This window comes from Streptomyces sp. Sge12, assembly GCF_002080455.1.
Lineage (GTDB): Bacteria > Actinomycetota > Actinomycetes > Streptomycetales > Streptomycetaceae > Streptomyces.
The window spans coordinates 6,090,314-6,103,103 of the sequence record NZ_CP020555.1; the positions used below are offsets into that span (position 1 = coordinate 6,090,314).

11 protein-coding genes and 1 pseudogene are annotated in these 12,790 nt (G+C 73.2%); 6 read left to right on the plus strand and 6 right to left on the minus strand.

Features of this window, described 5'->3' with window-relative positions:
- Window position 1 precedes the first annotated feature (1 nt).
- Together B6R96_RS27340 and B6R96_RS27345 are read right to left on the minus strand one after the other, a co-directional pair.
- A complete protein-coding gene (locus B6R96_RS27340) occupies window positions 2-382 on the minus strand; it encodes a hypothetical protein (protein WP_107475590.1) in 381 nt (126 codons plus the stop codon).
- A gap of 209 nt (window positions 383-591) precedes the next feature.
- Window positions 592-1,404, minus strand: coding sequence for a hypothetical protein (locus B6R96_RS27345; protein WP_030389199.1), 813 nt, complete (start codon window positions 1,402-1,404; stop codon window positions 592-594).
- Between the two features lie 295 nt (window positions 1,405-1,699).
- On the opposite strand from B6R96_RS27345, the gene B6R96_RS38700 reads away from it, so the two are divergent.
- The 3 genes and pseudogenes from B6R96_RS38700 to B6R96_RS27360 all read left to right on the plus strand — a co-directional run.
- Window positions 1,700-2,500 (plus strand): LysM peptidoglycan-binding domain-containing protein, encoded by an 801-nt coding sequence (locus B6R96_RS38700; RefSeq protein WP_081523910.1) that lies wholly within the window; start codon window positions 1,700-1,702, stop codon window positions 2,498-2,500.
- Window positions 2,501-2,600: 100 nt separating this feature from the next.
- Window positions 2,601-3,128: a hypothetical protein gene (locus tag B6R96_RS27355; protein WP_203351665.1), complete on the plus strand. Its 528-nt coding sequence runs from the start codon at window positions 2,601-2,603 to the stop codon at window positions 3,126-3,128.
- 42 nt (window positions 3,129-3,170) lie between these two features.
- Window positions 3,171-4,124 (plus strand): annotated as a pseudogene (locus tag B6R96_RS27360) (helix-turn-helix transcriptional regulator); the annotation flags it as partial.
- A gap of 309 nt (window positions 4,125-4,433) precedes the next feature.
- On the opposite strand, the gene B6R96_RS27365 reads toward B6R96_RS27360, so the two are convergent.
- Window positions 4,434-5,540: a phosphatase PAP2 family protein gene (locus B6R96_RS27365; protein WP_081523912.1), complete on the minus strand. Its 1,107-nt coding sequence runs from the start codon at window positions 5,538-5,540 to the stop codon at window positions 4,434-4,436.
- A gap of 241 nt (window positions 5,541-5,781) precedes the next feature.
- The gene (locus tag B6R96_RS27370) at window positions 5,782-6,897 is read right to left on the minus strand and encodes a glycosyltransferase family 39 protein (RefSeq protein WP_081523913.1); all 1,116 of its coding nucleotides are present in this window, start codon (window positions 6,895-6,897) and stop codon (window positions 5,782-5,784) included.
- A 293-nt stretch (window positions 6,898-7,190) separates the two neighbouring features.
- On the opposite strand from B6R96_RS27370, the gene B6R96_RS27375 reads away from it, so the two are divergent.
- The gene (locus tag B6R96_RS27375; RefSeq protein ID WP_081523914.1) at window positions 7,191-8,831 is read left to right on the plus strand and encodes an MFS transporter; all 1,641 of its coding nucleotides are present in this window, start codon (window positions 7,191-7,193) and stop codon (window positions 8,829-8,831) included.
- Window positions 8,832-8,910: 79 nt separating this feature from the next.
- Here the strand turns inward: B6R96_RS27375 and B6R96_RS27380 are convergent, their stop codons facing one another.
- Complete coding sequence (locus tag B6R96_RS27380; protein ID WP_081523915.1) at window positions 8,911-9,237, minus strand: hypothetical protein; 327 nt, start codon at window positions 9,235-9,237, stop codon at window positions 8,911-8,913.
- Between the two features lie 283 nt (window positions 9,238-9,520).
- Between B6R96_RS27380 and B6R96_RS27385 the strand changes: the two genes are divergently transcribed.
- A complete protein-coding gene (locus tag B6R96_RS27385) occupies window positions 9,521-10,693 on the plus strand; it encodes an acyl-CoA dehydrogenase family protein (protein ID WP_081523916.1) in 1,173 nt (390 codons plus the stop codon).
- A 9-nt stretch (window positions 10,694-10,702) separates the two neighbouring features.
- Here B6R96_RS27385 and B6R96_RS27390 read toward each other — a convergent pair whose 3' ends face one another.
- Window positions 10,703-11,152, minus strand: coding sequence for a cell division protein SepF (locus B6R96_RS27390; RefSeq protein WP_052875748.1), 450 nt, complete (start codon window positions 11,150-11,152; stop codon window positions 10,703-10,705).
- A gap of 284 nt (window positions 11,153-11,436) precedes the next feature.
- On the opposite strand from B6R96_RS27390, the gene B6R96_RS27395 reads away from it, so the two are divergent.
- Window positions 11,437-12,717: a DUF5685 family protein gene (locus B6R96_RS27395; protein WP_081525282.1), complete on the plus strand. Its 1,281-nt coding sequence runs from the start codon at window positions 11,437-11,439 to the stop codon at window positions 12,715-12,717.
- The last annotated feature ends 73 nt before the right edge of the window (window positions 12,718-12,790 follow it).

Sequence of the window (12,790 nt, forward strand, 5' to 3'; positions counted from 1 at the left end):
GTCAGTAGCCCCGGCGCGGAGCGGGCGGCAGGGCCGCCGGGATGTGCGTCATCCCGGTCTGGTGCTGCCGCCCGTCGCCGTATCCGGGGCTGCCCGCGTACGAGTACGCCGGCTGGGGCTGCGGTTGCGGCTGCGGGGCGGGGGTGTACGAGGGCTGCCAGCTGTCGACGCGCTGCCACCCGGAACCGCTCCAGCCGCTGCCGTACGAGCTGCCGCTCGTGTACGAGCCCCCGTAGGAGAAGGCCGTGAAGCCGTGGTCCTCCTCGCCCGTGCGGTCGCCCGGCAGCGCCCGGAAAGCGCGCAGGTACTCCGAGTACAGCGTGTCGTAGATCGGGGTGTGCGAGACGGCCGGAGAGCTGTCCCGGTCCCGTGCGGGACGCATCGCGGGGACGCTGCTCGGGTAGGACGGGGCGCGGGAGGAGTCGTATGAATGCACGTATCAGCCAACGAAACCGGCGCTCTGCGGATGCGGGGTGACGGGGGAGCAAACACAGAAACGCCGGGGGTGTGCGGGACGGACCGCACACCCCCGGCGCACGCCGCCCGGCCCCCTCGGCAGGGGGCTGGGCGGCCGTTCCGGTACCGCCTCGGTCAGGCGACGGGCGTACCCGCCAGCGGCATCGCGGCGGCCACGAGCTTGCCCGCGGCGGCGGCCTTGTCCAGGGCGTCGCGCAGCAGGTCCTCACGCGGCTGCTGGCCGATGGAGCCGACCGGGGCGGCGTAGATGAGCACGCGCTGGGTCTTGTTGACGGCGTTGCGCCAGCCGTCGGTGACCGACAGCGCCTGGTGCGCCTGCCACCAGGCGACCTGGCCGCCGCCCTCGGGGGCCGGCTGCAGCACTGCGTGCAGCTGGCCCGCGGCGAGCAGGACCGACCAGCCGTGGAGGAGGCGGGGGACCTCCGAGGTGTCGGTGACCGGCATGAAGTCCTGCTCGATGAGGAGCGGCAGGAAGTCGTCGCCCGGGCCGTCGCTGCCGGGGCGGGCGATCGGCGCGGTCGGCTCGACGACCAGGGCGGGGTGCAGCTCCCCGCCGATCAGGATCAGACCGCTGGTGATGCCGAGGACGGCCTGGCCACCGGGCACGTTCTGCGGGGCGACCCCGGGGCCGCCGGCGGCGGGGGCCGGGCTGTCGCCGGTGATGCTGCGGACCGCGCCCTGGAGCTGCTCCTCGGAGACCGAGACGACCTGGGAGGGGATGCAGGTGGCGTGGGCGAAGGCGAGGACCGCGGTCTCCTCGCCGACGAACAGCACGGTGCTGGTGCGGTCGTTCTCGGGGTCGCCCGGGGTGCGGCAGGAGGTGCAGTCGTAACTGCGCGGCGCGTCTTCGCCGACGAGCAGCCTGTCGGCTTCTTCGTCACCGATCTCGGCACGTACCTCATCACTGACGTCGAGCATGCGCGGCACGGGGTGGCTCCTCGGCATAGGTGCGGGTCCGGGAGGCTCCCGGCTCGCCGGGCTCAACGGTCCGGCGGCGGCCGGGGTCACGCCATTTGAGGGAACGGATTCGAACCGGGCCCCCGGAAGGGTGAACCGTCCGACCGGGGCTTTGTTTTCGTGCCAACTGTTTTCTGGTTGTGTGCAGTTGATGCCCGGGTGTGGCCGTTTGGGGTGGAGGTGGCGGTCGGCCGACCGGGTGGGTGCGGGGACACGCCGCGTGGCGGGCCGCGGGGGGCCGCGGGCGGCTGCGTAGCGTGACCCGATGCCCAACCACCGGACCTGCCGGGCCGTCGGCGCCGGCGCAGCAGCCGTTGTCCTCGCCTGCGTGCTGGTACTCGAACTGCCCCGCGGTGACGCGGTGGCAGCGGCTCCGCCGCCACCGGCGCCGGGGCCCGCGGGGGCGGCGCACCCCGGCTCGCCGGGAGTGATCGGGAGCGGGCCCGGGGACTGCGGACCGGGCGGCCAGTGGCCCTGGGACTGCGTGGCCGACTGCGAGAGCGGCGGGCGGTGGGCGGTGAACACCGGCAACGGCTTCTACGGTGGGTTGCAGTTCTGGCAGCCGACGTGGGAGGAGTACGGCGGGCTGGCCTACGCGAAGCGGGCCGACCTGGCTGGGCGCGCGCAGCAGATCCGGGTCGCGGAGGACGTCCTCGTCGCGCAGGGCTGGAGCGCGTGGCCGGTGTGCTCGAAGCGGTACGGGCTGGCGGGGCGGATGCACACGGTACGGGAGGGGGACACGCTGGTGTCGATCGCCCGCAGGCACCGGGTCCAGGGCGGGTGGCGGGCGCTCCACGAGGCGAACCGGGCGCTGATCGGGCCGAAGCCGGAGGCCATCGCGGTGGGCATGCTGCTGACCCTCCCCACCCCGGAGCCCACCGCCCCGACACCGGTCCCGGCCGCCCCGACACCGGGCCAAAAGCCCGTCCCGGCAGCCTCGAAGCCGGTCCCGAAGCCCGCCCCGAAGCCCGCCCCTGCGGGGCCGAAGCCCGTCCCGGCCGGTTCGGGAGCCGCGCCGGTGCCGGTGGCCGCCCCCACCGCGGCGCCGGCCGCCCCGGGCCCCTGACCGGCCCGCGGGACCGTTCGCGCGTTGCGCGATGCCCGGAAGGCGCTGACCCTGGAAACGACGGGTCGAACGGCTCGTCCGGACACCGGTGGTGAGCCAGATGGTCCAGAGCAGACACCCACGCGCACCCTCACGTGCCGCGGCATGCGCGGCGGCCGCGGCCCTGCTGGCCGTACCGGCCGTCGTGGGGTGGTCCTCGGGCGCGGCGGCGGACGCCCCGGCCCTGCGGGCCGCTGCGGTCCTGGTCGTGCCGGCCGCGGACGGGCCCGCCGATCCCGAGGCGGCCAAGGCGCAGGTCGAGAAGAACTGGACCGCCTTCTTCGACCCGAAGACCCCGACCGAGAAGAAGGCGGAGCTGCTGGAGCACGGCGACATGCTGGAGCCGGTGCTGGAAGGCTTCTCGGCCGGTGCCGAAGCGGCCAAGACCTCGGTGAAGGTCACGGACGTCACCTTCACCTCGCCCACCGAGGGCACGGTGACCTACGACCTGAGCGTCGGCGACACGATGGAGCTGCCCGACAGCAAGGGGGCCGTGGTGCTGGAGGACGGGGTCTGGAAGGTCTCGATCCAGACCGTCTGCCAGCTCATCGAGGCCGGTGGCGCCGAGGCGCCGCCACTGCTGTGCTGAGCTGAGTGCGGGCCGGCCGCGGGGCGCTGGCAGACTCGGGGAATGCTCGACACCTCCGCACGACTGTTGCGCCTGCTCTCCTTGTTGCAGGCCCACCGCGAATGGACCGGTGCCGATCTCGCGGACCGGCTCGGGGTCACCCCGCGGACGGTCCGGCGCGATGTGGACCGGCTGCGGGAGCTCGGATACCCGGTGAACGCCAGCCCCGGCACCGGCGGCGGCTACCAGTTGGGGGCGGGGGCCGAGCTGCCGCCGCTGCTGCTGGACGACGACGAGGCCGTGGCCGTCGCCGTGGGCCTGCGGACCGCCGCCGGGAACGGGGTCGAGGGCATCGGGGAGGCCTCCGTACGGGCCCTCGGGAAACTGGAGCAGGTGCTGCCGTCGCGGCTGCGGCGCAGGGTGTCCGCGCTCAACGAGTTCACCGTGCCGATGCTGCGCGGGGCCCAGCGGTCCACGGTCGACGCCTCGGTGCTGACCGAGCTGGCCTCGGTCTGCCGGGACGCCGAGCGGCTGCGCTTCGGGTACCGCGACCACGAGGGGAACGTCACCCGGCGCACCGTCGAACCGCACCGGCTGGTCTGCACCGAGCGCCGCTGGTACCTCGTGGCCTGGGACCTGGACCGGGAGGCGTGGCGGACCTTCCGCGCGGACCGGATCGAGCCCAGACCGCCGCACGGACCGCGGTTCACCCCGCGCCCGCCGCCGGCCGAGGACCTCGCCGCGTACGTCTCCGAGGGCGTCTCGCAGCGGGTGTACGCGGCCCGCGCGGTGGTGCGGCTGAAGGTGTCGGCGACGGACGCCGCGCGGATCATCGGGCCGAGTGCGGGAGCCCTGGAACCGGTCGACGGCGAGAGCTGCCTGCTGCGCACGGGGGCGGTGAACCTGGACGTTCTTGTGATTCACATCATGCTGCTCGGCTGTGAGTTCGAAGTGGTCGAGCCGGCGGAGCTGACGGATCGGATCCGGTCGGCGCGGGATCTCCTGACCAGGGCCGTGGGTCCGCCGGAAGTGAAGGAAATGTAGGGGACCTGAGGGGGATTCAGCTGGTCCGGACCTATCGGATCGCGACAATCCCGGACATGAATTCCGCGGCCCCGGTAGCGAATTCCAAACAGCCCGCAGCCCGGGCGTGTCGCGGACGGGTAATCAATTTGCGGTTGTAGATATTCTGTGACACAAGCGTGACCCGGGACGGACGAACGTCCGGGCGTGGCGCTGACGAACGGCGAAGGCGGGCCGGGTCCGAGGACCCGGCCCGCCTTTCGTGACGCGGGGGGAGGTGGTGCGTACCGTCCCCCGCCCCGGTCAGCCGCCGGCGACCGGTCGGGCCGCGGCCCCCCGGGCGGTGGCCCGGTCGGTGTGCGCCGGGCGGCGGCTGCCGGCGGGGGTGACCGGGGTCCGCTCGGAGCGGATCACGTGGGGCCGGCCCGCCGGGTGCACCGTCGCCCGGGGCGCCGAGGAGTGCACGGCGACGACGGCCGCCACGGTCGCGGGTGCCGCGGAGGTGGCGGCGCCGGCCGCAACGGCGGCCGGTACGGCCTGCGGGGCCGGCTCCCCGGCGGTGCCGACGACGGGCCGCAGCTGCCACTTGCCGCCCGCCGAGAGCAGCGGGGTGAGCGCGGAGACGACCGGCGCGGGCATCCGTCCGGTCTCGGCGCGGCGGCGCAGCAGCTCGCGCAGGTCGAAGACGTAGGCCTCGGCGCGGGCGATGAGCGGCTCGAACCAGGGGAGGGCCAGCAGGATCAGCAGGCCCGCGGACCACCCGAGCAGGACGTCGCTGACCCAGTGGGTGCCCAGGTACACGGTGGTGGCGCCGACGCTCAGGGAGACGACGGCGGACACGATGGACAGCACCCGCCGGGTGACGCCGGTGGAAGCCAGATAGGCCAGGATTCCCCAGGTCACAACGGCGTTGGCGGTGTGGCCGGAAGGAAATATATCGCCACCGGCGAAGAGTTCCGCGGATCCGATCTCCGTGGCGTAGTGCGGGCCGAGCCGGCCGAGGCCGAGCTTGACGGCCCCGACGGTGACGTTGAGCAGCAGCAGCGCCACGCCGAGGGTGATCAGCGGGCGGAGGGTGTGCTGCCGCCAGGAGCGCCAGCCGAGCCAGGCGGCGACCATCACCGCGGTGGGTCCGCGCTGGCCGAGTACGACGAGGTAGTCGAGGAAGGCGTGCAGCTGCGGCCACTGCTCGTAGGGCCGGAAGAACATGATCTGCCAGTCCAGCCGGACCAGCCAGGAAGTGGTCAGTACGGCGACCACGATTGCGAGATAGAACGCGAGGGTCGATCCCAGGAGCACGACGCGGTGCCGGCTCATCTGCGGTGTTTGCAGATGAGCCGGTCGCTCTGGTTCCCGGTCCAGCCGGGCGAACACCCGCTCCAGACGGGTCAGGATTTGGTCGGTACGCACTCAATCGACGTTACCGCCCGCCGCTGGTCGGCCCGGGCGAATCGCGGGCTTTGTGATGACCATGTGATGTGGAGTTGGTCTCACGCGGGACTTAATTCCCGCTATTTCGACTGCGGTTGGACCCTTCTTGATCCACTGCTTCCAGAATTGTTTCGGCCACTTATCCGGACTTTATTGCCCAACAGGTCATTTCTTTTGCTGAAAGATGGATGGGAATGATCCATTCCGTGACGTGGAGGCTCTACGGAGGACCCGAGCCGTTCAGCCAGAACGCCCCGTAGACCGCCGAGACCAGCGCCAGCGCACCCACCACCGACACCGCCCGCCCCGTCCGCCACCGCGCCAGCGCCGCCGCGGGCGGCAGCACCAGCGGGAACGCCGGCAGCAGCAGCCGCGGCTTGGAGCCGAAGTACCCGGACGCGCACAGCGCCAGCGCCACCACGATCCCGCCGTACACGAGCAGCGGCACCGGCTGCCGCTGCCGGACGCACTTCCCGTACAGCCAGAGCACCAGCACGACCCCCGCGATCAGCCCCACCCCGGCGAGGAACGCGGACGACGCCAGCTTCGCCCCGACGAACCGCGCGAACGCCCAGCCGCCGTCGAAGCCGTTGCCCCAGCCGCCCTGCACGTCCAGGTAGCCGAGCAGCCCGCCCCCGGTGCGCGCGCCGACCCACAGGACGTACGCCGCCGCGCCCGCCGGGGCCAGCGCCGCGCCGGCGACCGTCCGCCAGGACCGCTCCCCGCGCCGCCAGGCCAGTGCGGCGGCCACCCACACCGCCGCGACCACCGCCGCGCCGACCGGGCGGGTCAGCCCGGCCCCGGCCGCGAGCAGCCCGGCCGTCAGCCACCGGCCGCGCAGGGCCCCGTGGAGCGCCCAGGCGGCCAGGGCGGTGAACAGCGACTCGCTGTACGCCATGGACTGCACGATCCCGACCGGCAGCGCCGCCCACACCGCGACCGCGAACACCCCGGCCCGGCGGCCGTGGACCAGATCGGCCACCGCGAAGATCCCCCAGGCCGCGGCCAGGCCCGCGACCACCGACACCACCAGCCCCGCGGAGCCGTACGGCAGCCCGGTCGCCGCCGACACCACCCGTTCCAGCCACGGCAGCAGCGGGAAGAACGCCAGGTTCGAGTGAACGTCCCCGTTCGGGAGGACCACCTCGTACCCGTACCCCTCCGCGGCGATGCGGGCGTACCAGAGCGAGTCCCAGCGGGCCGACAGCAGCGTGTGCGGGCTGCTGCCGACCGCCGCGCCCCACACCGCGAGCACCGTCAGCCCGAGCAGCCGGACCGCGGCGAAGACGGCCAGCGCGGGCGCGGCCCGGCGAAATCCAAGATCCTTCACGGGCATGATTATCGGTGGCGCCGGCCGGGCGCCCCGCGCGCCGGGGGTGCAGAACCACACACCGTGAGCAGGCGTGTACGTCGGGGGAGGTCGAGGGCGCGGCGAGTGGCGCACGCCACACGGGGGCCGCCGGGGGGATGAGAGCTTGACCACGTGTGGCACAGGCGAACTCGCGTACGCTGACCGTTCACTCGCGTGTCGATGCCGGACCCCGTTGGACGCCGCACAGCGCACCACCCCCCGTGGCTCCGCAAGACGCTGGTCCGCCGAGCGCGAGGGATCACCTGGGAGGTACATGCATGTCGGGGACGAACGCGGCCGGAGTCGGGACCCCTTCCCCCTGGCAGCGGATCGGCGCCGCCTCCGGCGGGGTCAACCGCTGGGTCGTCCTGGCGGTCCTGTGCGTCAGCCTGGTCCTCGTCGCGCTCGACGCGACGATCCTGCACGTCGCCGTCCCCTCCGTCACCGAGGACCTGCGCCCCGGTTCGATCGAGCTGCTCTGGATCGTCGACGCCTACCCGCTGGTCTGCGCCTCGCTGCTCATCCTCTTCGGCACCCTCGGTGACCGCGTCGGACGCCGCCGCATCCTCCTCCTCGGCTACGCACTCTTCGGCGTGGCCTCCGCGATAGCGGCCCTCGCCGACAACGCCCAGGTCCTCATCGCCGCCCGCGCACTGCTCGGCATCGGCGGCGCGATGATCATGCCCGCCACCCTGTCGATCCTGCGCCAGGTCTTCCCCGACCGGCGCGAGCGGGCGCTCGCCATCGGCATCTGGACCGCCGTCGCCGCCATCGGCGCGGCCAGCGGACCGGTGCTCGGCGGCTTCCTCGTCCAGCATTTCTGGTGGGGCTCCGTCTTCCTCATCAACATCCCGCTGATGGCACTGATCCTGCCCCTCGGACGCTGGCTGCTGCCGGAGTCGCGCGGCGCCGCCGACGGGCCGTGGGACGTCCTCGGCGCGCTGATGGCCGCCGGCGGAGTGCTCGGCGCCGTGCTCGGCATCAAGCGGCTCGGCGCCGAGCGCCGGCTCCTCGACGCCGAGGCACTGATCCCGCTGCTGCTCGGCGTGGTGCTGCTCGTGCTGTTCGTCCGTCGGCAGAGGCGGCGCGAGCACCCGCTGATCGACATCCGGATGTTCTCGCGGGCCGCCTTCTCCACCTCGGTGGCCTGCATCGTGCTGGCGATGCTGGCGCTGGTCGGCCTGGAGCTGATCGCCGTCCAGTACCTCCAGCTGGTGCTCCGGCTCAGCCCGCTGGAGACCGGCCTGCGGCTGCTGCCGCTGACCTTCGCCGCGATGGCCGCGGGCGCCACCGGCTCGTACACCCTGAACCGGATCGGGCCGCGCACGATGGTGTCGCTGGGCTTCGTCCTGACCGCCTTCGCCGTGCTGCTGCTGACGCTGATGGGCCAGCACGACCGGCCGCTGCTGCTGACCGTCGGCTTCATCCTGCTCGGCTTCGGACTGCAGACCACTCTGTTCGCCGCCTACGAGTCGATGCTGAGCGAGGCTCCGGCCGAGACCGCGGGCGGCGCGGCGTCGATCGGCGAGACCTCGTACCAGCTGGGCGCGGGCATCGGCATCGCGCTGCTGGGCAGCGTGATGAACGCGGCGTACCGGCCGGGGCTGGTCGGCGTGCCGGGGGTGTCGGCGGCGGACTCCGCGGGCGCGGCGAATTCTCTGGGCGAGGCCTACCAGATCGCCGCGCACCTGGGCGGCCCGGCAGGGGCCTCGCTGTACGCCGCGGCGCGGCAGTCGTTCGTGCACGGGCTGCACGTGACGCTGCTGGTGAGCGCGGCCCTGCTGGTGGCGGGGGCCGTGATGGCGCTGAAGCTGCCGCGGTCGATGGACTGCGGGACGGCGGAGCCGGAGGCGGAGGTGCGGTTGCCCGCCCAGGCGAAGGGCGAGGCGCGCCCGACCCGGGTCGAGCAGGCGGGCTGACGCCGTAGCCGGGGGCTCAGCCCCCGGCGCCCCGCGCCCCGCACGCCGGCCGGGCCGGCCGAGGGCCGGTAGCGGCGGGCTACGGGGGCGGCGCCGTGTCGCTGACGAGCCGCAGGACCGGAGGCGGCGGGGCGAACTCGCCGAGGTCCAGTGCTGCCTCGCGCCAATGGGCGGCGAGCTCGATCAGGCCCAGGCTGTCATGGCGGAAGCCCGGCGGCGGGGTGTCCGGGACTTCCGGCCACAGGATGGTGGCGGCGAACCGGACCGCGTGCATGGCTGCGGTCGCGTGGGGGTCGACGCCCCCGGCTTCCAGGGGCCGCAGCGCGTCGAGCCGGGCGGCGGCGGCGAGGAGCTCTTCGTACACCTTCACGTACTCCTGCGCGCGGGCGGTCGCGCGGTCATCCACGGGGGCCTCCGGCGTTCGGGCAGTCGTGACGTTCTACCGTCGATGCGGCCTGATCGGGCGTCAAATCCACGCCGGCAGTCTCTCAGAGCCCGGTCGCGCAGCATGCGGGTTCGAGGGGACTCCTGCGAGCGGCCGGCCGGTCGAGTAGTGGGGCTGGATTTGACCGGCGGAGGCGCATAGCGTCGGGCCAGCGCAAAAACTTGCGCTGCTAGGTTCTGCCGGTGGGCGCCGCGGCCCCCGGCATCTCGCGGCCGTCAGGCCGCCACGCCGCCGGGAGGCCCACGTGTCCGCGTTCCTGCCCCTTGATCCGCTCGGGCTCGACGAGCTCCTCGGGCCCGAGGACCTCGCCGTCCGGGACACCGTGCGTTCCTGGGCCGCCGACCGGGTGCTGCCGGACATCGCGCAGTGGTACGAGAACGGCGAGCTGCCCGGGATCCGGGAGCTGGCGCGGGAGCTCGGCGCCATCGGGGCCCTCGGGATGTCCCTCCAGGGGTACGGGTGCGCCGGCGCCAGCGCCGTGCAGTACGGGCTCGCCTGCCTGGAGCTGGAGGCCGCCGACTCCGGGATCCGCTCGCTCGTGTCGGTACAGGGCTCGCTCGCCATGTACGCGATCTGGAAGTACGGCTCCGAGGAGCAGAAGCAGCGCTGGCTGCCCGGCATGGCCGCGGGCGAGCTGATCGGCTGCTTCGGGCTGACCGAGCCCGATGTGGGCTCGGACCCCGCGGCGATGAGGACCTACGCCAAGCGCGACGGCACCGACTGGGTGCTGAACGGCCGCAAGATGTGGATCACCAACGGGTCCGTGGCGGCGGTCGCCGTGGTGTGGGCGCAGACCGACGAGGGGATCCGCGGGTTCGCGGTGCCCACCGACACCCCCGGGTTCTCCGCACCGGAGATCAAGCACAAGTGGTCGCTGCGGGCCAGCGTCACGAGCGAGCTGGTGATGGACGACGTACGGCTGCCCGCGGACGCGGTGCTGCCGCTGGTCACCGGGCTCAAGGGGCCGCTGGGCTGCCTCAGCCACGCGCGGTACGGGATCATCTGGGGATCCATGGGCGCGGCGCGGGCCAGTTTCGAGTCCGCGCTCGACTACGCGAGGACGCGGGAGCAGTTCGGCAAGCCGATCGGCGGTTTCCAGCTCACCCAGGCCAAGCTGGCGGACATGGCCCTGGAACTCCACAAGGGCATCCTGCTCGCCCACCACCTGGGCCGGCGGATGGACGCGGGCACCCTGCGGCCGGAGCAGATCAGCTTCGGCAAGCTCAACAACGTCCGCGAGGCCATCGAGATCTGCCGTACCGCGCGGACCATCCTCGGTGCCAACGGGATCTCCCTCGAATATCCCGTCATGCGGCACGCCACCAATCTCGAATCGGTGCTCACCTACGAGGGCACCGTCGAGATGCACCAGCTGGTGCTGGGCAAGGCGCTCACCGGGCTGGACGCCTTCCGGTGAGAGCCCTGCTCAGCTCTGGTTGAAGAAGTCGCGCGAGCGGCCGCCCGCTTCGCCGCTGACGATCTGGGTGTCGGCCGGGGTCAGGAGGAAGACCCTGGTCGCCACCCGCTCGATCGACCCGCGCAGCCCGAAGGTCAGTCCGGCCGCGAAGTCGACGACGCGCTTCGCGTCGCCCGGGTCCATCGACGACAGGTTGACGATCACCGGGACTCCGTCGCGGAACAGCTCGCCGATCCCGCGTGCGTCACGGAAGCCGTCCGGGGTGACGGTCGCGATCCGACGGCCGTGCTCCACGGCCGACTCGGAGGCCACCCGCACCCGGGGGTCGGTGACCCACTGCTCGCCGGGGCCGGCCACCGAACCCTGGGCGGCCTCCGCGTAGTCGTCGTCGTAGTAGCGCTCGTCGTCGCTGTCCTCCACGAGACCCAGCCAGGCACTCGCCTTGCGCACCGAACCCATGGACTGCCTCCTTTCACCGCGGTCAGTCTGTCTTCTCTCCGCTGCCCCTATGCTCGTCCATGATGCTGACAACGCGCCAAGTGGATAGTCGCCGCGCAGGGGTTTCGTGACGGTACTGGTGCAGAACATCCGTTGCACGGTCAAGGATCCTGGTGGCTACCGCTGCTGACTGAGTGAAAATACGACCGCTGCGGCCTTACGGGTGAGCGACGCGGACGTACGGGTGAAACACGCGGGTCGATACGATGCCCGGCAAGCACGCGTACGACACACGGGGGAAGAGCTTGTTCGGCATCGTCAGACCTTGCACGCACCGGTTGGGGGAGCGCTTCAAGGCGGAGTGGATGGCCCATCTGTGCGGGCTCTGTCTGGCACTTCGGGGGGATCACGGGCAGTTCGCCCGGATCGTCACGAACTACGACGGGCTGCTGGTCTCCGTTCTGACGGAGGCTCAGTCCGGGCCCGTGCCCGGTGCCCGGCGCACCGCGGGGCCCTGCCCGCTGCGCGGGATGCGCACCGCCCCGGTCGCCCGGGGCGAGGGTGCGCGGCTCGCCGCCGCCGTCTCGCTCGTGCTCGCCTCCGCCAAGGTGCGCGACCACGTCGCAGACCGGGACGGGCTGTTGGCCCGTGCCCCCATAGCCGCCGCCGCGCGCAAGGTGGCCCGCGGCTGGGACCGGGCCGGGGCCCGCACCGGGGCCTCGCTCGGCTTCGACACCGCGGTGCTCGTCGACGCCGTGGACCGGCAGGCGGGCATCGAGACCCTGGCCGGGCCGGGCACGCCCGTGCTCGTGGTGACCGAGCCGACGGAGACCGCGACGGCCGCCGCTTTCGCGCATACCGCGCAGCTGGCCGGACGGCCTGGCAACGCCCCCGCGCTGGCGGAGGCGGGCAGGTACTTCGGCCGGCTCGCGCACCTGCTGGACGCGGTGGAGGACCAGGGCGCCGACGCCGTCGCGGGCGCCTGGAACCCGCTCACCGCCACCGGCACCCCGCTCACCGAGGCCCGCCGGCTCTGCGACGACGCACTCCACGGCATCCGGCTGGCGCTGCGCGAGGTCGAGTTCGCGGACGCCGGGCTCGCCCACCGGCTGCTCGTGCACGAGCTGCGCACTTCGGTGGACCGGGCCTTCGGGACCAGCAGCTGCGGCCACACCGCGACGGCCTCCGCCGGACAGGGCGGCAACCCGTACGCGGGCGGCCCGGCGGTGGAGAACCCGTACGGCGCGAACCCGTACGGCGGGAATCCGTACGGGGGCAACCCCTACGCCCCGAACGCTCCCCAGGCCCCCGGCGGGCCCGGCATGCCCCCGCCCATGGGGCCGGGCGGCGGTGGCGGTGGCGGCGGGCTGCCCCCGCAGCGGCCGCGCCGCGGGCTGCTGGCGGGCTGCGCGGTGGCCGTCGGACTGTTCTGCACGTGCCAGATGTGCTGCACGGAGTACGAGGGCCCGTGGTCGCGCGAGCGGCGCGAGCCGCTCTGCGACGGCGAGGACTGTTGCGAGGGCTGCGACTGCTGCAGCAACTGCGGATGCGACGACTGCTGCTGCTGTCCCTGCGACGGGTGCTGACGCCCTTTCGGATTTCACAGGTCCGGACGGCGTACGCGGGGATTCCCGTCCGGACCGGCGTGGAAGGGCTGAG

Bases quoted from the DNA above. Each gene is read 5' to 3' on its own strand.
- B6R96_RS27340 (WP_107475590.1), bottom strand. From the start codon at position 382: ATGCGTCCCGCACGGGACCGGGACAGCTCTCCGGCCGTCTCGCACACC.
- B6R96_RS38700 (WP_081523910.1), top strand. From the start codon at position 1,700: ATGCCCAACCACCGGACCTGCCGGGCCGTCGGCGCCGGCGCAGCAGCC.
- B6R96_RS27355 (WP_203351665.1), top strand. From the start codon at position 2,601: ATGGTCCAGAGCAGACACCCACGCGCACCCTCACGTGCCGCGGCATGC.
- B6R96_RS27370 (WP_081523913.1), bottom strand. From the start codon at position 6,897: ATGCCCGTGAAGGATCTTGGATTTCGCCGGGCCGCGCCCGCGCTGGCC.
- B6R96_RS27375 (WP_081523914.1), top strand. From the start codon at position 7,191: ATGTCGGGGACGAACGCGGCCGGAGTCGGGACCCCTTCCCCCTGGCAG.
- B6R96_RS27390 (WP_052875748.1), bottom strand. From the start codon at position 11,152: ATGGGTTCGGTGCGCAAGGCGAGTGCCTGGCTGGGTCTCGTGGAGGAC.